The following is a 19,195-nucleotide window of genomic DNA, read 5'->3' on the forward strand; positions in this document are numbered from 1 at the left end:
CATGCAGGCGCATCCCAAGCTGAAGATCTCGCATCTGCAAAAGTCGTTCACGAACGGACGTTCGACGATCAAGGTGCTTGACGACATCAACCTCGAAGTCGGTGACAACGAGTTCGTTTCGCTGGTCGGCGCGTCGGGTTGCGGCAAGAGCACGCTGCTGTCGATCATCGCCGGCCTGCAGGACTATGAACAAGGCGAGATGCTGGTCGACGGCAGCCCGATCAACGGACCAGGCCGCGACCGTGGCGTCGTCTTCCAGTCCTACACCTTGCTGCCATGGCTGACGGCACTGCAGAATGTCGAATTCGCACTGCGCGAGACCGGGCATGATGCCAAGGACATCCCCGAGGTGGCGCGTCAGCATCTCGACCTGGTGAAGCTTTCGCGTTTTGCCGACAGCTTTCCGAGCCAGCTTTCCGGCGGCATGAAGCAAAGGGTCGCCATTGCGCGCGCCCTCTCCTACCGGCCGAAGATGCTTCTGATGGATGAGCCTTTCGGCGCGCTCGACGCGCTCACCCGTGGCCAGATGCAGGAATTGCTGATGCAGATCTGGCAGGAGCATCGCCTGACCGTGATCTTCGTCACCCACGATGTCGAGGAGGCGGTCTATCTGTCCGATCGCATCTTCGTCATGGGCCTCAACCCTGGTCGCATCAAGGAGTGCATCACTGTGCCTTCCGTCAGGCCGAGACCGACCGGCATTCAGCATGACCGCGACGTCCTCGAACTTCAGGCGCAAGTGCTCAAATCCATTCGCGAAGAGACCCGCCGCGCCGAGTTCGATTGAACGTCATGCTACACGGCTTGCCGCGCAACGATTGAGGCGTCTACTATGCGCCGATAGATTGCCGGCTTCGGCGTCCCGCCATGCCCGGCCCGATCGGATTGTCTGCGGCTGTTGCCGTTAGGGTAGATTTCAGAACGAATGAAGTAGCGCCCCCGCCAATGGCCGACAGAACACAATTCGGGTTGAGCGCGGTCGACACCGTACCCCTGCATGAGAAGGTCTATCTGGAGCTTGTGCGGGCCCTGATGTCCGGTCAGTTCACGCCCGGGCAGAAGCTGACGTCGCGCAAGCTCGCCAAGGAACTCGGCACCAGCGACATGCCGGTGCGCAGCGCCTTCATGCGGCTGCAGGCGCTGCGGGCGCTGAGCCCGATGCCGAACGGCAGCGTCGAGGTGCCGGTGATCTCCGCCGACCGGTTCTCGCAATTGACCGCCGTGCGCACAATCCTCGAAGGCTCGGCGACGGAGCTCGCGACAAAGCTCATCAACGGCAACAATCTGAGGACGATCCGCCGCCATTGCACGGAATTGACCCTGGCGGCGCGCAAGGGCGATATCGGTGACTATCTCAGGAAGAACTACGCTTTCAAATTCTCGATTTATCGTCATTGCGGCAACGAGCAGTTGATCTTCCTGGTCGAGACCGTGTGGATGCAGGTTGGCCCCTTCCTCAGGAATCTCGCCATGGGGTTCGAGGACGATCTCTCCCTGATCCTCGATATCGACTATCACGAGGAAGTCGTCGCGGCGATCGAAGCCCAGGACGCCCAGCGCGCCCGTACGGCCATCGTGCGCGACATCGACGAAGGCGCCGCGCACATCCTGCGGCAGGCCAGATTTCCGGACGTGAGAGGCTAGGATTGTGCTCCTGACAGGCGCCTATCGTTCCTGGAACCACCAACTTCGTCATCCTACGGCGAAGCAGGAGCGCAGCTCCGTCGCGGAGACCCTAGGATCCATGCCGGGACCTTCACCGTGAAGCGCAGCGGAGCAGAATCCTGCACCGTAGCAACGCATTGAAGTCGCGGCATGGATCCCTTGGGCTGCGGAGCAGCTCCAGGGGTCTGCGCTGCGTCGCTTCGCTCCTTGCTCCGCCCGTGGATGACGAAATCATCGATGTCTCCGCCAATCGCCAAGGTGTGCGGTCCATCAACGCAAGGGACCCGTCAAGACTTCGTCGCCGGGGGACCAGGGCATCCGCCCAAGAGTTGGGGGCCGACGTCGCAGCTCGAATGCCCCTTGGCTTTCCACCCTCTTGCCTCTATGTTGCGATCGCAGATCGCGCAATTGGTTTTGAAATGCCTCCCGACATCCCAGCTAGTGAATTGAAAAAATAAGGAAAAATACCCGGCAGCGGCCGGATATTTTTTCCGAAAACTCACAAGCATTTTTACCAGGGATAGCGCAGCCGGCACGGCTTGGGGCACCTTCTAAAACCAGAGGTTTTAAAATTGAGCGATGCAATTGCGGACGTTCTGAGTTGGCTTGAAAGCAGAAACGACATCCAGAGCCTGAGGGCGGCGGTGTGCGACCTCAACGGCGTCATGCGGGGAAAACGCATACCCGTCGAGCAGGCCCGCAAGGCGCTTGAAGGCAAGCTGCGCATGCCCTACTCGCTGATCGGGCTCGACATCTGGGGCGAAGACATCGAAGGCAACACACTGGTTTTCTCGACCGGCGATGCCGACGGCCTTTGCCAATGGACGGGACGCGGCATCCTGCCGGTGGATTGGACCGCGCATCCGACGGCGCTTGTCCCGCTCTGGCTCGCCGACGAGAGCGGCGCGCCCTATCTCGGTGATCCCCGGCGAGCGCTGGCCCGTATCCTCGACCGCTACAAGGCGCTTGGCCTGACCCCAGTCGCGGCGACGGAACTTGAATTCTATCTGGTCGATCCGCAGTCGCAACGGCCGGTCGGACCTGTCTCGCCGGTCACCGGACGGCGTCTCGATTCCGATGCGGCATTGTCGATCGACGAGATCGACGATTTCGAAGCTTTCATCCATGACGTCTACGAGGCCTGCCGGGCGCAAGGCATTCCGGTCGACACGGCGATTGCCGAAAACGGCGTCGGTCAGTTCGAGATCAACCTCAACCATGTCGCCGACGCATTGCGGGCCGCTGACGACGCCGTGCTGTTCAAGCGCACGGTGAAGGGCATTGCCCGCAAGCACGGCTTTGCCGCCTGCTTCATGGCGAAACCCTATGGCGACCGGGCCGGCAACGGCTTTCACGTCCATTTCAGCCTTGTCGACGCCGAAGGCCGCAATGTGTTCGACGACGGCACCGATCAGGGTTCCGAAATCATGCGTCACGCGGTCGGCGGTCTGCTGGCCGCGATGGCCGAGAGCACTTTGGTGTTCGCGCCGCACTTCAATTCCTACCGCAGGCTTCGCCCGCGCTCCTACGCACCGACCGCGGTCGCCTGGGGCTACGAGAACCGCATGGTCGCGATCCGCATTCCCGGCGGCCCGACCGGGGCGCGCCGTATCGAGCATCGCGTGTCGGGAGCGGACGCCAATCCCTATCTGGTGCTTGCCGCGATATTGGGCGCGGCCCTGATCGGCATCGAAAGACAGATGTCGCCGGGCGAGCCGACCGGGAACGACGGACAAGGCGCAGCACCAGCCAAGCTGCCGCCGGACTGGGCCTCCGCGATCGCCACCTTCGAAAGCGGAACGCATGTGGCGGAAATCTTCCCGGCGATCCTGCGCGACTCCTTCGTCGCGTGCAAACGCCAGGAGTTGAACACCTTTGCCCTCAATGTCAGCGACTTCGAGATCGAGACCTATCTCGAAAGCGTTTAGACACAACTGACCATCGGCATCGGCGCGGACGACCTTCGGGCGGCAGTGACGCAAGGGGCTTGCGGCGCAGGCGTCAATCGGGCATAAAACATGATATTTTTTGTCATGTATTATGCCCGGAGACAAACAGGACTTGACCTTCGTTGCGCGCATGGAAAGCCGGATCGAGGGCTTCTCCGTCATCGGCGACCTGAAATGGCACCTTTGGGACGGCGCGGTTGCCGACCTCTGGGATGTCGCGTGCGCTGACCGGGCCGGGGGTTACTATGTCTCTCCCGATCCCCGGCTGTTTGTCGCGTTCGACGTGGATGGCGACGGCGCCTTCTTCGTCGAAGGCGCCAAGGGCGAACTATCCCGCCACGACAGGGCCCTCTCCATGGCCTATATTCCGGCCGGCGTGCCGATCCGTGGCCGGGTCGAGGGCTTGCGCCGCATCAGGCATCTCGATCTGCATTTCGACGTGGCGACGCTGACGCGCCGCTTCGGCCGCAGCCTCGACCGCGAAGCCTTGCAGATGTCGCGCTTCCAGTTCCGCGACGAGCGGATCGCGATGCTGGCCGGGCTGATCGCCGCCGAATGCGGCAGCGAGCAGCCTCTGCACGATCTCTATGGCGAGGGCTTGCTTAATGCGTTGTTCGCGAGCCTGTTCCAGATCGATCCGCCAGGTGCCGTCAGGCGTCGCTCGCCGCTGTCGCGCCGCAAGCTGCGTCTCGTCACCGACTACATCGACGCGCACTGCCTGGACAGGATCCGGCTCGCCGATCTCGCCGCGCTGACCGGCTTGTCCGAGACCGCGATGAGCCATGCCTTCAAGGCGGCAACGGGCGTGCCGCCGCACCGCTGGCAGATGCAGGCGCGGGTCGACAGGGCCAAGGCGATGATGGCGCGTGATGCGGCCTCGCTTGCCGACATCGCCGAGGCGACCGGCTTCTTCGACCAGGCGCATCTGACACGCGTGTTCAAGGCGGTTGTCGGGGTGACGCCCGGCGTCTGGATGAAGAGCGCCGACAACCAGTGACATTTCCGCTTTCACGGAATCGAGCACCGATCCCTACAGGCGCGAACACGGCTGGGCTAGCGTGATCAAGCTGGCGTGCAGCGATCGGTCATGTCCCGGCAGCCGCGATACGGTCGGCAGGCCCCGAGCGTCCTGTGCACCGAAACCCAACCGTGTCAGGCAGGCTCGCGCCAAGGCCGCATTGCTGTCGATGACAACCAATCCACTGACATCGTTGAGGCTGGCGGCCACCACCGACAGTTCGGTGCAGCCGAGAAGAGCGGCATCCGCGCTAGCCGCTTGCGCGATATCAAGCGCGCGCTCTGTCTCGATCGCGGCATCCGCGATCGAACCGGCCTTGACCAGGCTGATCGCGCTGTCGACGCGCTCCTGAAACTCCGGGTTTGCGGGAAGGCAGAGCTCAAATCCCGCCGCCGACATCCTGTCCTGATAGAAGCCCGAGACCAGCGTGCCTTGGGTGGCGAGAATCGCAACCCGGCCCCGGTCCAGGCTACGACGCGTTTGCGCCACCACGGCGGCGCCTATATGGATGATCTCCGCCTGCGAATTCGCCGTCAGTTGGTCGTACCAATGATGGGCGGTGTTGCACGGCATCGCGATGCAGGCAACGCCGAGCGCATTGAGCGTCGAGACCGCGGCCTTCAGAGGCGCCAGCGGTCCGTCATGGTTGCCGAGGATCGCTTCGGTCCTGTCTGGCAGTTGCGGTACGCTGAGGATGACGGCAGGCACATGTTCGCTGTCCCTGAGCGCCTGGGTCATCCGGGTCAGCTTGAAATAGAAGTCAGCCGAAGCAAGCGGCCCGAGACCACCGATGATACCGAGCTGGGGACGGATACTGTCGTCGATCATCGGACGGGCTCTGCTTCGAGCTGTTCCGAGGCGGTTTCGACAGGCTGCGTCACCTCCATTTCCCTGTGGCTGGGAGCGATCATCGCCGTGCTCGCCGCGACGGTGCAAACGCTGGCCAGTGTCATGAACGTATCCACCGCCGCATCCACAGCGACGAACAGGGCGAACGCCGCTTCGAAGGGAAGCTTCAGGTAGCCGCAAACGATGGACATCTGGGACAGGATGAGCAGGCTGCCCATGCCGCCGGTCGTGAGCGCGAGAAGCGCGGAGGCGACGCCGACGAGCACGAGGTCCGGCACGCCGAGCGGGTGGCCGTAAAGCTGAGCGATGAACAGGGTACCCGAGGTGTAGAGCAGCGCCGGGCCGACGCGCAGCAATGCCGCCTGCAGCGGTACGAGCAGTTCGACGACCACCAGGTTGAACCGCAGGCGTTCGGTCAACAGATTGATGACCCACGGCAGCGAGGCGACCGTGGAACGCGTGGTGATGGCTACCATGAGAAGTGGCTGGCAGGTCTTGATCGTGGTCCAGTAGCTTCGTCGTGAGCGGATGGCGATGACGGCAAATGCGCCGGCGAGGAATACGAGGCAGGAAAGCCCCATAACCAGCAGGTAACCGCCCATCAGCATGAGCGGCTTGGTTCCGGTCGACGCGGTCTGGTCCGCGATCAGGATGAAGGTTGCAAAGGGCAGCCCCCAGATGAACCAGTTGGTGAGGACCGTACAGGCCCGGTAGACCGCGTTGAGCGCCTGAGTCAGGCTCATGGACGAGGGCTGCGGGATCTTCCCCATCGCGAGCCCGAAGAGCAGGCAGAACAGCAGGACCTGGATGGTCTGGCCCGAGGCCAGCGCGTTGAAGACGTTGTTCGGCACCAGATCGAGCAGGATCGAATGCCCGCCGTCGGCACCCTCATTGGATGGCGGCTGGAACGGGAAGGCGAGATCGGTGGAAACGCTGCCCTGCGAATTGATGAACTCGCCAAGCTCGATGCGCGACTGAGGGTTCTCGATCTGGCCCGGCTGCAGGATCAGCGACAAGGTGCCGCTCACCAGAACGCCCAGGAACGACACGACCAGGACGGCCATGCCCACCTTGCCCAGGTAACGGACCGATTTGGGATCCTGGACCATCGCCGTGATGGAGAAGATGACCGACGAGACCAAATAGGGCAGGACGACCATCTTGAGGAAATTCAGGTAGATTTGTGCGGCAGGGCTGATCGCGTGGGCAAAGGCCGGATAGTAGAGACCGCACAGGATCCCTGCCCCGATCATCGCAAGCGTCGTCACGGGCGAGCGCAATATGCGCCTTGCCGCGAGGCGCCAATCGAAAGGCGTGGGTCCGGCTACGTCGGAGATGGCCATGTCAGGCTTTGCTCCCCAAGCGATAGCGGGCGATGATCTCGTCCGTGTTGAGAACCTGCTGACCCCGGGCGAGATCGAGATAGAGGTCGACAAAGGCCGCGAGATGCGGATTGTCCGGCCGCACGCCGACGGCGATGGTGTCGACCTTGTCCGTCAGCGTGATCGAGCGCGCAACGACCGTCATCGAAGGATCGTCGACCATCAGCTTCTTGATCTCGAAATCGTCGCGATACGCCATGTCGATCGTCCCGTTGCGGATCGCATCGATGATCAAATCCCAGCTGGCGAAGCGGCGGATCTGTGCGTGCGGGAAGGTTGTCGGCGCATAGGTGGCGAATGAGGAGCCCTCGATCACGCCGAGATCACCCGAGAAGTCGCGGACGATCTGCTCGGGCGGCTTGCCTTGCGCCATGCGCGCCAGGTTGAGACGGTTGGCAATCAGCCCCTGGCGCAGCATGGCATAGGGCCGGGAATAGACGATCGACCGACCGCGCTGGAGCGTCCGGCTGAGTTTGCCGATCGCCAGGTCCGCCTGACCTGAACTCACCAGGTTCACCATGGCGTCGAACGTTACGGCGGACCGGTCGAACACCGGCTCCACGCCAAGCTGCGCGGCGATGCCGTTGGCCAGTTCCATGTCTATGCCATTGTCGCCCTGCCCGTCGGCCGGGAAGAATGGATTGGAGGCGAAGGCCGGCATCGCGATACGCAACGGATCGCCGCTCGCGACCGGCTTTGGGGCGTTCTGCGCCTGGGTGCCGGCCGCCAGAGCCTGCGAGATCAGCAACCCACCGCTTCCGGCCATAAGCAGCGTACGACGCGTAACCGACATGCACATTCTCAATTCGTGCAGGAGAGCAAGACAAACAAGTCTTCCCGGCTCGCAGTATGCACGCGGAGGTTAAGTAAGCGTGTATTTTATATTGTGATCTTTCTATATAGTGGCCAAGGTATCGCAACATCGCGTGATATAAGCACTTCCTGATGTATAAAGATCGCGAAGTGGGCGCGTCATTGCACGTTTGAGGGCAGTCACGGGCTGACGCGCCGGTTCAAATCGTCGGTTGGACCAACGCCCCGCGCATGGGTGAGGAGCAGCGGTCAGCCGTGACATTTCCGCAACATGACGCCGCGATGTCCCTCGTTTGGACAAGAATGGACAAGCCGCCCAAATCCGTCCAATGACCCGCCTATAAGTTGAGGTAAATGATCAAGTATCTCAACGACGACAGGCGGGGCTTTCCTGATGAGCAGACTTTACCGGATGAAGGCGCTTCTGGCGGGCGGCGTCGCTGCCGTCGCGATGATCCAGCCGATGGCCGCTTTCGCGCAAACGGCGCCTGCCAGCACCCAGCTTGAACCGGTGGTGGTCGAGGGCGAGGCCGGCGGCAGCGCCACCGGCCCAGTCAACGGTGTCGTCGCCAAGAAGACCAGGACCGGTTCCAAGACCGCGACCGACATCAAGGAGATCCCGCAGTCCGTCTCGGTGGTCGGCCGGCAGGAGATCGACGACCAGGGCGCGCAGAAGGCGGATGAGGCCCTGCGCTACACAGCCGGCGTCTTCGCCCAGCCGTTTGGTCCCGACAGCGATACCAACTGGCTCTTCATCCGCGGTTTCCAGGCGACGGCTACCGGCACCTACATGGATGGCCTGCAGCTGTTCAGCTATGGTTTTGGCGGCTTCTACGTCGACAGCTTCGGGCTCGAGCGCATCGAGGTGCTGAAAGGCCCGGCCTCGGTGCTCTATGGCGGCAGCAATCCCGGCGGTCTGGTCAACTATGTCAGCAAGCGACCGGAGTTCGAACGCAAGCGCTATGTCGAAACCGGCGTCAACGATGCCGGCAATGTCTATCTCGGCTTCGACATTGGCGACGTGGCCAACAACGGCACGGTCAGCTACCGTATCAATGGCAAGGTCGCCGGCGGCGATACCTACAGCGACCTGCAGAATGGCTGGCGCGGCTTCATCTCTCCCAGCATCACCTGGAAGCCGGACGAAGCCACCACGCTGACCATCCTGGCCAACTACAGCCACATCGACGAGAACCACAATGGCGGCAGCTTCCTGCCCTATGACGGCACGGTGACGGACCACATTGTCGGCGGCGTGAATTACGGCCGCATCGACCCCAACGCGAATTTCACCGAGCCGAGCATCGATCTCTACAAGCGTGAACAGGGCTCGATCGGTTACGAATTCGAGCATGATTTCGACAATGAGTGGACGGTGCGCTCAAACGCCCGCTTCACCGCCGCAGATATCAACGAGGTCAGCGTCTACCCGAACGGCTGGTCAACCATCGGAGGGCCTACCGATCTCGCCCGCATCAATTTCGACCACGACACGACGGCAAAGACCTTCCTTCTCGACAACCAGGTCGAAGGCAAGGTGACGACGGGTCCGATCGAACATACGATCCTCGCCGGCCTGGATTTCAAATATTACAATATCGACCAGGTCCAGTCGTCCGGCCTCTATGATGAGAACTATGACAACCCCATCGACGCGTTCCACCCGGTCTACGGTTCGCCGCTGACGCCGCGCGTCAGCTATCTCAACCAGAACCTGACCCAGAAGCAGCTTGGCTTCTATGCGCAGGACCAGTTGCGCTTCGGCGATGGCTGGCTGGTGACATTGAATGGCCGTTATGACCGGGGCTGGCTCGACGCCGACAATCGGCCCACCTACTACTCGGCAAGTTCCAGCACGCAGACGAGCACGGTCGGCGATTTCTCCGGCCGCGCCGGTATCGCCTATGAATTTGCCAACGGTGTAACCCCGTATGCCAGCATCGCCACCTTCTTCAACCCGATCATCGGCACTGACGCGCTGGGCAATCTGTTCAAGCCGGAGGAAGGCACGCAGTATGAAGTCGGCGTGAAGTATGTGCCGACCTTCATCGACGGGCTGTTCACCCTGTCGTTTTTTGACCTCACTCGCCAGAACGTTCCCTCGAACGTCACTCTCTTCACGCAGATGCAGACCGGCGAAGTGCGTTCGCGTGGCATCGAACTTGAGGGCAAGGTGAATGTAACCGATGACTTCCGGGTTACAGGAGCATTCACCGCCTACGATCTCGAAATCACCAAGGATGCCAATCCGGCGTTGATCGGCAAGACACCTTTCATCGCGCCCGAGGTCATGGCCTCCGCCTCGGCCGACTACACCTTCCGCGGCGATTGGTATGACGGCATCTCGATCGGCGGCGGTTTGCGCTATCTCGGCTCCTCGTGGGCCGACAATGAGAACACGGCGAAGGTGCCGGCCGTGACACTGGCCGACCTGAAGCTCGGCTATGAGAAGGAGAATTGGGGAGTCGATCTCAACGTCACCAACCTCTTCGACAAGACCTATGTTTCCAGTTGCCAGACGACGCTGACCTGCTCCTACGGCGAAGGCCGCTCGTTCAAGCTGAAGATGCACACGACGTGGTAGCCGCAACTTGCCAACCCCGCCGGCGATGATCCATCTGCCCAACAGACGGCAGGTGCTTGCGCTGGCGGCCGCCGCCTTGCTGCCGCCGGCCACCGCCAAGGCAGCGGCGACACGCATTGCCGTGATCGACTGGGGCATGCTTGAGACGTTGCTGGCGCTCGACGTCGAACCGGTGGCGGCGACGGAGTTGATCCAGTTCCGCAAGATCGCGGTCGAGCCGGCCGTCCCTCAATCGGTAACCGACGCCGGGCTGCGTGGCGCCCCCAATTACGAGTTGCTGCGCATCATCGCCCCGGATCTGATCGTCATCTCCAATTTCTACGAGTACCAGCGCCCGATGCTCGAACGCATCGCACCTGTGTTCGCGCAACCGGTCTACGAGGCCGGCGTACCACCGTACGCGCTCGCCGAGGCAGCGACGCTGGCCCTCGGCGAGAGGCTCGGCCGGCAGGCGCAGGCCAAGCGTTGCGTGGACGAGGCATCAGCCGAAATCGCCAGACTTCGCGCCACCTTGCCGCCATCGTCCGGGCAGCCGGTCTTCGTCATCAGCCTGGGCGATAGCAGGCATTTTCGCGCCTTCGGCCGCGACGCCATGTTCGGCGATGTGTTGTCCCGTCTCGGCGTCGAAAATGCGTGGACCGACGAGACGAGCTACAGCGCGGCCGCACCCGTCGGCCTGGAAGCGCTGGCCCGCGTGCCCGAAGCGTCGATCCTGATCGTCTCGCCACTGCCCGCGGATGTCGGGCGCGCGCTTCCAACGAACGCCTTGTGGAACGCTCTGCCGGCAGTCCGCCAGAACCGCGTCGCGGTACTGGAACCGATCAATCATTTCGGCTGCCTGCCGTCGGCACGCCGCTTCGCGCGCCTCGCGACGGCAGCGCTTGCGGGGCATGCTTCATGACCGACCGCGCCGCGACCCGTTACGCGGGGGCCGGCCGTGCCCTGTCGCCCCTGGCCGTGTGGGGTGCCCTGGCGGCGGCGGCCGCTTTCCTGTTCGCATGGCGGGTTGGGATGCAGTGGCTTACAATGCCGCCGGCGGAGGGTGCCGACCTTGATCGCATCATCCTCCTCTACAGCACGTTGCCGCGCGCCGTGGTAGCGGTGGTGGCGGGCGCGGTGCTCGGCCTGTCCGGCCTCCTCCTGCAGCATGTGCTGCGCAACCCGCTGGCCGAGCCGTCGACGCTCGGCATTTCGGCCGGTGCGCAACTGGCCATGACAACAGCCTCGCTCTACGCGCCCTTGCTGATGGGGTGGTCGCAGGGTTTGGTCGCGTTTGCCGGTGGCACCGCGGCTGTGCTGCTCGTGCTGGCATTGACCTGGCGGCGCGGGCTCGAGCCGGTATCCGTCGTACTGGCCGGAATGATGGTGGCACTGACCGCCAGCTCGGTCAGCGCCGCCCTGATCCTCGCCAATGGCGAATACCTTTTCTCGCTGTTCATCTGGGGCGGCGGATCGCTGGTCCAGCAGGATTGGGGGCCGGCCGTCGCGCTGACGACAAGGCTGGCGGCCGGGGCCGTTGCGGCGCTGATGCTGCTGCGGCCGCTGACCATCCTCGGCCTCGACGACGCCTCGGCGCGTGGTCTGGGCGTTGCCCGTCATACCAGCCGCTTTCTCATCATCGCGCTTGCCGTTTGGATGGCGACGACCGTTACAGCCGAAGTCGGCGTCATCGGTTTCGTCGGTCTCGCCGCGCCCGCGCTCGCCGCACTTTCCGGCGCACGCACCTTGCGACAAAAGTTGGTCGCCGCACCGCTGGTCGGCGCCATCCTGCTGTGGCTGACGGATGGGCTGGTGCAACTGGCGGCCGGTTCGGGTGGCGAACGCATTCCGACCGGTGCGGGCACGGCGCTTCTCGGCGGTCCGTTGCTGTTGTGGCTGTTGCCGAGGCTGCGCATGTTCGAATGGCCGCATCTTGGCCCAAGCGATGCCGCGCCGCGCAAGGCCAACCGACCATGGCTCGTCATCATGCTCTTGGCTGTGCTCACCCTTGTTGCCGTCGCGATGGCGCTCATCGTCGGGCGCGGCCCCACAGGCTGGTCATTCGCCAGCGGTGATTTGCTGGCCGATCTCACGGCCTGGCGCGCGCCACGGATCGGCGTGGCGGCTGCCTCCGGTGCCATGCTCGCCGCGGCGGGCGTCGTCATCCAACGGGTCACTGGAAATCCGCTGGCGAGCCCGGAAGTGCTCGGCGTCGGCACCGGCGCCGGCGCCGGCCTGACAGCGGTGCTGATGGTCAGCGCCACGGCCGGGCTTGGCTGGCAGCTCGCCGGCTCGGCCCTGGGTTCGCTGGCGGCACTGATCGCCATGCTCGCGATCGCCGCGCGAGCGAAATTCGGAGCGGAACGATTGCTGCTCGCCGGCATCGCCATGAGCGCATTGTGCAGCGCCGTGATCACCGCGACGATCGCGATGGGCAACGCGCAGTCCTATGTCCTGCTGCGCTGGCTGAGCGGCTCGACCGGCCAGGCGACCATGCTGGACGCATCGATTGCGCTGGCCTGCCTGTTGCCGCTGACGCTGCCGTTGTTTCTCGCGGCGCGCTGGCTCGACATCCTGCCGCTCAGGCCCGACACCGCGCGCGGCCTGGGCGTGCCGGTCGTCGGCGGACGGTTGATGCTGATCATCGTGGCCGCGCTGCTGACCGCGCTCTCCGCGATGATCGTCGGGCCGTTGAGCTTCGTCGGCCTGATCGCGCCGCATCTTGCCCGGCTCGTCGGCTTTTCGCGCGCACAGCTTCACCTCGTCGGCGCGATGCTTCTGGGCGCTTTGCTGATGATCGTCTCGGACTGGCTGTCGCGCATGGCGGCCTTTCCCTACGAACTGCCTGCCGGTCTGTTCGCCTCACTGCTCGGCGGCCCGTATCTTGTCTACCTGCTTGCCAGGGGCGTGCCGCGCCAAGGCTGACCGTCTCGAACTCCCGGGATCATTCGGCCTTCAGCACCGAGACCGCTGCCTCGCTGTTGTGGACATAATCGTTGGCGTCCGGCTGCTTCTGCACCAAGAGGATGAACAACAGGTCGGTCAGCGTCAGCTGCGCATCGCGCGCGGTGATGGAGGAGGAGCGCGCTCGCTCCTCGTCGGCGATGGTGTAAAGGCGGATGTCGGCGACACGGCTCAGCGGATTGTCGTGCAGGCCGGTAACGGCGATCACCATCGCACCACGCTTGCGGGCAAGCTCGGCGATGCGCAAGGTTTCGATGCTGGCGCCGGAATAGGAAAGCGCGAACAGCACGTCGCCAGGCCCGAGCGTCGCGGCATTGGCCATCTGGATGTGGCTGTCGCTGTCGTGCAGCACATTGCGGCCGAGCTTCATCAGCTTGTAGGAGAAGTCGCGCGCCACCAGCGAGGAGGCGCCGACGCCGACCAGATGGATGCGGCGCGCGCCATCCAGCAGCTCCAGCGTGCGGGAAATGATGCGCTCGCTGTTGGCGGCGACGGTCTGCTGCATCGACAGCAGCTTGCTGCCGATCAGTTTCTTCAGGATGACCGGATAGGTGTCGCCGACCTCGATCGAACCATGGATGACACCGGCCGGCACCTGCCAGTCCTGCGCCTTGGCCTCGCTGACGGCGAGCTTGAGTTCCTGGTAGCTGGCATAGCCGAGTTTCTGGCTGAACTTGACGACACTCGACTGGCTGCGGCCGATCTCGGCCGCAAGGGCGGCCGTCGACAGGCGCAGCATCTGGTCGGGATTGTCGACGATGTACTGGCCGATCTCGCGATCACCTGGCGCCATGCCGTCGAGCTTCGCATTGATCGTCTTTAGAACGGACATGAACCCTCTGGAGCGTTTCGCTGCTCGGAGGAATAAAATATTCCAATTTCGATTGACAGCCAAGAATGCAGAATTAATTCTCGAACCGGACCGGCCAGGTTCGGAATCGGATGGACCTTCCGGAGAGACCGGACCCGCCGCCCGGCTTCGCCATACAAGGGTTCAGCCATGGACAGATTGCGGATCGTCGGCGGACGAAGACTGGAAGGCGCGGTCACCATATCCGGCGCCAAGAACGCCGCCCTGCCGCAGATCGCGGCGGCCCTGCTCAGTCCCTACCCGCTCGAACTGACCAACCTGCCCGATGTAACCGATGTCGAAAACATGCTCGGCGTGGTGCGGCTTCACGGCGCCGACGTGACACGGTCGGCCCATGCCGCGACGATCGATACGAGTGCTGCCGTTTCGAAGGAAACGTCTTATGACACGGTGCGCAAAATGCGCGCGACGGTGCTCGTTCTCGCACCGCTTCTGGCCCGTTTCGGCCATGCGCGGGTTTCACTGCCTGGCGGCTGCGCGATCGGCGCGCGGCCGGTCGACATGCATGTCTCCGCCCTTGCCGCGCTGGGCGCTCGGATCGCCATCGAGAATGGTTTGATCGTGGCCTCGGCCCCGAACGGGCTTCTCGGCACGCGCATCGTGCTCAGCTCGCCATCGGTCGGGGCAACGGAGACCGCCATGATGGCGGCGACCACGGCCAAGGGCGAAACCGAGATCCTCAACGCGGCGCGCGAGCCGGAAGTGGCTGACCTCGCCGCTTGCCTCATCGCCATGGGCGCGCGCATCGAGGGCGCCGGCACGCACCGCATCCTGATCGCCGGCGGCACCAGCTGGCATGCCGCCCGGCACGACATCATCCCGGACCGTATCGAGGCCGGCACCTATGCGATTGCCGCGGCGATCACCGGCGGTCAGCTTGAGCTCACCCATGCCCGGCTCGAACACATGGCTTCTGTCGTGCAATTGCTGGAGGCCACCGGCGTCAGCGTCTGGCCTGGAGATCGCGGACTGATCGTGTCACGCGAGCGGCCGCTCAAGGCCGCCGACCTCACGACGGAACCCTATCCGGGTTTTCCGACCGACCTGCAGGCGCAGTTCATGGCGCTGATGTGCTGCGCGGACGGGGCCTCCCTGCTGCGCGAGACCATTTTCGAGAACCGCTTCATGCATGTGCCCGAACTGATGCGGCTCGGCGCTAACATCAAGCTGCAAGGCACGATGGCTTTGGTTCGCGGCGGCGAGAAACTGCATGGCGCGCAGGTGATGGCCACCGACCTGCGCGCCTCGGTGTCGCTGGTGCTGGCGGCGCTGGTCAGCGAGGGCGAAACGATCATCAACCGCGTCTATCACCTCGATCGCGGCTATGAGCAGCTGGATCGCAAGCTGCGTCTCTGCGGCGCCGACATCGAGCGGCTGAGCCCATGAGCGGCCCCGACTATTTTCTCGGCGTCGACGGCGGCGGCACCGGCTGCCGGGCTCGCATCGAGGATGCGGAAGGCAACGTGCTGGGACAAGGCCTGTCCGGGCCGGCGACGACGCGGCTCGGCATCGACGCGGCCTGGGCTTCCATTGCCAAAGCCTTTGGCGCGGCGATCGAGGAGACAGGATTCGGGCCGGCCGAGACAGCGGGGATTCGCGCCGGTATCGGCCTTGCCGGCATCGGCCGCAAGGGCGCGCTGGAGGCGTTGCGGGCGATCGCGCATCCCTTTGCCAGCATCGACTTCGTCAGCGATGGTGTCGGCGCCTGCCTGGGCGCGCATTCCGGCCAGGACGGCGCCATCGTCATTGCCGGGACGGGCTCGATCGGGCTCGGCTTTGTCGAGGGGCGCGACCTGCGTGTCGGTGGTTACGGCTTTCCGATCTCCGACGAAGGCAGCGGCGCCCATCTGGGACTGAAGGCCGTGCAGCTGGCGCTGCGCGCCCATGACGGCCGGCACGAGCGGACGGCGCTGCTGGCGGAAGTGATGCAGCGCTTCGAGGGTGACCCGATGGAAGCCGTCGCCTGGATGGACCGCGCCAGCGCGACGGATTACGCCGCTATGGCGCCGATGGTGATGCGCCATGCAGACCAGGGCGATCCGGCCGGACGGCGCATCGTGCAAAGTGCGGCTGAGCAGATCGACACGCTGGTGCGGGTGCTGTTCGAGAAAGGCGCGCCACGCGTGACCTTGCTGGGCGGCCTCGCCAGCCCGCTCGAACCCTGGCTCTCGCCCGATGTCAGGCGCCGTCTGAAACCCGCCGACGGTGACGCCGTATCGGGTGCGGTCATCCTTGCGAAACGATCGCTCTGCGCACGGTAACCCTGCGAGAGAAGGAATAAAATATTCCAAATATTTGTTGACGGTATGAATATCCAATTCTAAAAAGTTAACGAAGAAAACTGATCGGGCCGGATCGTCCGTGGGCGCTGGCGCCGATTGGATCCGTGCTCGATGCCGGTCGTGCGGCAGGACTTTTGAAAGCATTGGAATGACCGAACAAGGGTTGATGTCTGAGCTGGACCGGCTGGTTTCCGAAGGCCGCAACCCGCGGACCGTCGATATCGACCTGCTGCCGACCATCGATGTCCTGCGCAAGATCAATGACGAGGACAGAGCCGTGCCCGCGGCTGTCGAAAAGGTGCTGCCGGAAATCGCAACCGCGGTCGACCGCATCGTGCTTGCCTTCCAGAAAGGCGCGCGGCTGATCTATATCGGCGCCGGCACCAGCGGGCGGCTCGGGGTTCTCGATGCCTCGGAATGCCCGCCCACCTTCGGGGTGCCTGAAGACATGGTGATCGGCCTGATCGCCGGCGGACCCGATGCATTGGTGCGGTCGACGGAAGGCGCGGAGGACAATCCGAAGATGGGCGTGCGGGCGCTGCAAGATATTGGGCTCACCGCCAGCGACGTGGTCGTCGGAATCGCGGTCAGCGGGCGCACGCCCTATGTCATCGGCGGGTTGACCTATGCGAAGCAAGTGGGCGCAACGACGGTTGCCCTGTCGTGCAATCCGGCGTCGACCATTGCCGGCATCGCCGACATCGCCATTTCGCCGGTCGTTGGCCCCGAAGTCCTCACCGGCTCGACCCGGCTGAAGTCCGGAACCGCGCAGAAACTGGTGCTCAACATGCTGACCACGGCCTCGATGATCCGCATCGGCAAGAGTTTTCAGAACCTGATGGTCGATCTCAACCCGTCCAACAAGAAATTGGTGGCCAGGGCAACCAGGATGGTCATGCAGACCACGGGCTGCACGGCGCAGCGGGCCAAACAGGCACTTCATCGGACCGGCAACGATGTGAAACTGGCGATCCTGGTGACGATCACCGGCATGGATGTCGAGGCGGCGCGGGCTGCCCTCGCGAAGGCCGGAGGTTTCCTGAGAAGAGCGATCAGCGAGAGCGCGGTGTGACACCGCTTGAGACAAGACGGCGCGAAGCCGCAAAGAGCAATTCCAGCAAAAGTGCGCGGCGGTTTTGCGTCCGGAATTGCGTAAAAACAAAGAGATAGAGCATTTGGGGCGATCCTATTTTCGCCGGAAATGCTCTAAACTGGGCCGATACTCCAAAGCATGTGTGTCTTGGAAGCGGCTCGCGGAAACTGCAAGGCATCAAGTCAGATATAATGGGAGACGAAAATGATAGGGCATCTCACAAGAACGCTGCTGTCGGGTATCACCCTGGCAGCGATGCTCGGCATCGCGACGGTTTCGACGCAGGCGGCGACGTTGCACATGGCCTGGTCGCAAGACGCCACCGGACTTGATCCCCACAAGCAGACGGCGTTCTCGTCGCTGCGGCTTTTGGAACTGATCTATGAGCCGCTGGTGCGGGTCGACGCCAGCCTGCAGATCATCCCGGCCGTCGCCACATCTTGGGCGTTTTCGCAAGATGGCAAGGAACTGACCTTCAAGCTCGATCCCAAGGCGAAGTTCCAGGACGGCACGGCCGTCACCTCGGCCGACGTCAAGGCCTCGTTCGATCGCATTCTCGACGAGAAGACGGGAGCAGCGGCCCGCGCCAATTTCCTGTCGATCGCCGGCATCGACACGCCGGATGCCGCCACTGTCGTCTTCCATTTGTCGCAGCCCGACGTGCCGATCCTGACGGCGATGAGCGACGTCAACGCGGCCATCGTTCCGGCGGCCGAGATCAAGGCCGGTTCGATCGGCACCAAGGCCGTCGGCTCCGGCCCGTTCAAGCTCGACAAATGGGACCCCAACGCCAAGGAAGTGCTCAGCGCCAACAAGGACTGGGCCGGCGGCGTGCCCGGTGTCGACGGCATCGAGATCAGCGTGCTTCCGGACGAGGCCGCGATCCTTGCCGCCATGCGCACCAAGCAGATCGATTTCGCGCTGCTCAACGACCCGCTGGTCGCCACGCTGGTGCCGAAGGAAGCCAGCCTGCAGCTGAACCGCGTGCCGGTGCTCGCTTACCACGTGCTGCAGCTCAACCCTTCGCGCAAGCCGATGACCGAACTCAAGGTGCGCCAGGCGATCTCCTGCGCCATCGACCGGCAGGAGGTGCTGGACACCGCCTCGCTCGGCGAGGGCAAGGTCACCGGACCGCTGACCATCCCGGCGCTGGCGACCGATCCGAGCCAGCTGTTCTGCTACAAGCGTGATGTCGAAAAGGCCAAGAAGCTGATGGCCGAGGCCGGTTTTGCCGACGGCTTCTCGGCGACCGTGATCGGCGCTACCGGCGAGCCGCCGACGGCGGCGGCGGAAGCGCAGGTCATCCAGTCGCAGCTCGCCGAAATCGGCGTCAAGCTCGACATCAAGATGATGGAGCTCAACGTCTATGTCGATGCCTGGCTGAAGGGCGATTTCGACATGGCAATCGCGCTCAATGGCGGCCGCGCCGACCCCTACACCATGTACAACCGCTACTGGACCAAGGCAGGCAATCTGCAGAAGGTGGCCAACTACATCGACGATACGCTGGACAGCCAGATGCAGCAGGGCCGCGCCGAAACCGACCCGGCCAAACGCAAGGCGATCTTCGCCGCGTTCGAGAAGCACCTCGCCGAAATGTCGCCCTGGATCTGGCTCTACACGTCCTACAGCTACACGGCCCAGCAGAAGAACATCGCCGGCTTCGTGCCCACGCCGACCGGCACGCTGTTCAGCCTGAGCAAGGTTACCATCCAGCAGTAACCGCAAGCCTGGACGAGAGGTATC

The 19,195-nt window shown here is 63.6% G+C and carries 15 protein-coding genes; 11 read left to right on the plus strand and 4 right to left on the minus strand.

Annotation, left to right across the window (positions count from 1 at the left end; translation table 11 throughout):
* Nucleotide 1 precedes the first annotated feature (1 nt).
* From AC07UC_RS28180 to AC07UC_RS28195, 4 genes are all read left to right on the plus strand, one after another.
* The gene (locus AC07UC_RS28180; protein WP_244735192.1) at nucleotides 2-787 is read left to right on the plus strand and encodes an ABC transporter ATP-binding protein; all 786 of its coding nucleotides are present in this window, start codon (nucleotides 2-4) and stop codon (nucleotides 785-787) included.
* A 158-nt stretch (nucleotides 788-945) separates the two neighbouring features.
* Complete coding sequence (locus tag AC07UC_RS28185; protein WP_494908114.1) at nucleotides 946-1,644, plus strand: GntR family transcriptional regulator; 699 nt, start codon at nucleotides 946-948, stop codon at nucleotides 1,642-1,644.
* 593 nt (nucleotides 1,645-2,237) lie between these two features.
* Nucleotides 2,238-3,593: a glutamine synthetase family protein gene (locus AC07UC_RS28190; protein WP_494908115.1), complete on the plus strand. Its 1,356-nt coding sequence runs from the start codon at nucleotides 2,238-2,240 to the stop codon at nucleotides 3,591-3,593.
* 133 nt (nucleotides 3,594-3,726) lie between these two features.
* Nucleotides 3,727-4,611: a helix-turn-helix domain-containing protein gene (locus AC07UC_RS28195; protein ID WP_494908116.1), complete on the plus strand. Its 885-nt coding sequence runs from the start codon at nucleotides 3,727-3,729 to the stop codon at nucleotides 4,609-4,611.
* 33 nt (nucleotides 4,612-4,644) lie between these two features.
* On the opposite strand, the gene cuyB is transcribed toward AC07UC_RS28195, so the two are convergent.
* From cuyB to AC07UC_RS28210, 3 genes are read right to left on the minus strand one after another with little or no spacing between them, the layout of a single operon-like run.
* Nucleotides 4,645-5,460, minus strand: coding sequence for a cysteate racemase (gene cuyB, locus AC07UC_RS28200; protein ID WP_494908117.1), 816 nt, complete (start codon nucleotides 5,458-5,460; stop codon nucleotides 4,645-4,647).
* A complete protein-coding gene (locus AC07UC_RS28205) occupies nucleotides 5,457-6,824 on the minus strand; it encodes a dicarboxylate/amino acid:cation symporter (RefSeq protein WP_202323467.1) in 1,368 nt (455 codons plus the stop codon). The genes cuyB and AC07UC_RS28205 overlap by 4 nt, the downstream gene beginning before the upstream one ends.
* Before the next feature lies 1 nt (nucleotide 6,825).
* Nucleotides 6,826-7,656 (minus strand): substrate-binding periplasmic protein, encoded by an 831-nt coding sequence (locus tag AC07UC_RS28210; protein ID WP_494908118.1) that lies wholly within the window; start codon nucleotides 7,654-7,656, stop codon nucleotides 6,826-6,828.
* A gap of 414 nt (nucleotides 7,657-8,070) precedes the next feature.
* Here AC07UC_RS28210 and AC07UC_RS28215 point away from each other — a divergent pair, with 414 nt between their 5' ends.
* From AC07UC_RS28215 to fhuB, 3 genes are read left to right on the plus strand one after another with little or no spacing between them, the layout of a single operon-like run.
* Nucleotides 8,071-10,260 (plus strand): TonB-dependent siderophore receptor, encoded by a 2,190-nt coding sequence (locus AC07UC_RS28215; protein WP_494908119.1) that lies wholly within the window; start codon nucleotides 8,071-8,073, stop codon nucleotides 10,258-10,260.
* A gap of 25 nt (nucleotides 10,261-10,285) precedes the next feature.
* Nucleotides 10,286-11,161, plus strand: coding sequence for an iron-siderophore ABC transporter substrate-binding protein (locus AC07UC_RS28220; RefSeq protein WP_494909001.1), 876 nt, complete (start codon nucleotides 10,286-10,288; stop codon nucleotides 11,159-11,161).
* A complete protein-coding gene (gene fhuB / locus AC07UC_RS28225; RefSeq protein ID WP_494908120.1) occupies nucleotides 11,158-13,164 on the plus strand; it encodes a Fe(3+)-hydroxamate ABC transporter permease FhuB in 2,007 nt (668 codons plus the stop codon). Before AC07UC_RS28220 ends, fhuB begins: the two co-directional genes overlap by 4 nt.
* Before the next feature lie 19 nt (nucleotides 13,165-13,183).
* Here the strand turns inward: fhuB and AC07UC_RS28230 are convergent, their stop codons facing one another.
* Complete coding sequence (locus AC07UC_RS28230; RefSeq protein ID WP_140769227.1) at nucleotides 13,184-14,035, minus strand: MurR/RpiR family transcriptional regulator; 852 nt, start codon at nucleotides 14,033-14,035, stop codon at nucleotides 13,184-13,186.
* A gap of 168 nt (nucleotides 14,036-14,203) precedes the next feature.
* Between AC07UC_RS28230 and murA the strand changes: the two genes are divergently transcribed.
* The 4 genes from murA (at nucleotide 14,204) to AC07UC_RS28250 (ending at nucleotide 19,171) form a co-directional block, all read left to right on the plus strand.
* A complete protein-coding gene (gene murA, locus AC07UC_RS28235) occupies nucleotides 14,204-15,460 on the plus strand; it encodes a UDP-N-acetylglucosamine 1-carboxyvinyltransferase (protein WP_494908121.1) in 1,257 nt (418 codons plus the stop codon).
* Nucleotides 15,457-16,335: a glucosamine kinase nucleotide-binding domain-containing protein gene (locus tag AC07UC_RS28240; RefSeq protein WP_494908122.1), complete on the plus strand. Its 879-nt coding sequence runs from the start codon at nucleotides 15,457-15,459 to the stop codon at nucleotides 16,333-16,335. Before murA ends, AC07UC_RS28240 begins: the two co-directional genes overlap by 4 nt.
* Before the next feature lie 169 nt (nucleotides 16,336-16,504).
* Nucleotides 16,505-17,428 carry an N-acetylmuramic acid 6-phosphate etherase gene (gene murQ, locus AC07UC_RS28245; protein ID WP_494908123.1) on the plus strand — a complete coding sequence of 308 codons (924 nt, stop codon included), beginning with the start codon at nucleotides 16,505-16,507 and terminating at the stop codon, nucleotides 17,426-17,428.
* 225 nt (nucleotides 17,429-17,653) lie between these two features.
* Nucleotides 17,654-19,171, plus strand: a complete 1,518-nt coding sequence (locus tag AC07UC_RS28250) for an ABC transporter substrate-binding protein (protein ID WP_494908124.1) — start codon at nucleotides 17,654-17,656, stop codon at nucleotides 19,169-19,171.
* Nucleotides 19,172-19,195 lie beyond the last annotated feature (24 nt).

The organism is Mesorhizobium sp. GW821-FHT04C10 (assembly GCF_059420305.1).

Coding starts and splice junctions, on each gene's coding strand:
- AC07UC_RS28180 (WP_244735192.1), top strand. CDS start 2: ATGCAGGCGCATCCCAAGCTGAAGATCTCGCATCTGCAAAAGTCGTTC.
- AC07UC_RS28185 (WP_494908114.1), top strand. CDS start 946: ATGGCCGACAGAACACAATTCGGGTTGAGCGCGGTCGACACCGTACCC.
- cuyB (WP_494908117.1), bottom strand. CDS start 5,460: ATGATCGACGACAGTATCCGTCCCCAGCTCGGTATCATCGGTGGTCTC.
- AC07UC_RS28205 (WP_202323467.1), bottom strand. CDS start 6,824: ATGGCCATCTCCGACGTAGCCGGACCCACGCCTTTCGATTGGCGCCTC.
- AC07UC_RS28210 (WP_494908118.1), bottom strand. CDS start 7,656: ATGTCGGTTACGCGTCGTACGCTGCTTATGGCCGGAAGCGGTGGGTTG.
- AC07UC_RS28215 (WP_494908119.1), top strand. CDS start 8,071: ATGAGCAGACTTTACCGGATGAAGGCGCTTCTGGCGGGCGGCGTCGCT.
- AC07UC_RS28220 (WP_494909001.1), top strand. CDS start 10,286: ATGATCCATCTGCCCAACAGACGGCAGGTGCTTGCGCTGGCGGCCGCC.
- fhuB (WP_494908120.1), top strand. CDS start 11,158: ATGACCGACCGCGCCGCGACCCGTTACGCGGGGGCCGGCCGTGCCCTG.
- AC07UC_RS28230 (WP_140769227.1), bottom strand. CDS start 14,035: ATGTCCGTTCTAAAGACGATCAATGCGAAGCTCGACGGCATGGCGCCA.
- murA (WP_494908121.1), top strand. CDS start 14,204: ATGGACAGATTGCGGATCGTCGGCGGACGAAGACTGGAAGGCGCGGTC.
- AC07UC_RS28240 (WP_494908122.1), top strand. CDS start 15,457: ATGAGCGGCCCCGACTATTTTCTCGGCGTCGACGGCGGCGGCACCGGC.
- murQ (WP_494908123.1), top strand. CDS start 16,505: ATGACCGAACAAGGGTTGATGTCTGAGCTGGACCGGCTGGTTTCCGAA.
- AC07UC_RS28250 (WP_494908124.1), top strand. CDS start 17,654: ATGATAGGGCATCTCACAAGAACGCTGCTGTCGGGTATCACCCTGGCA.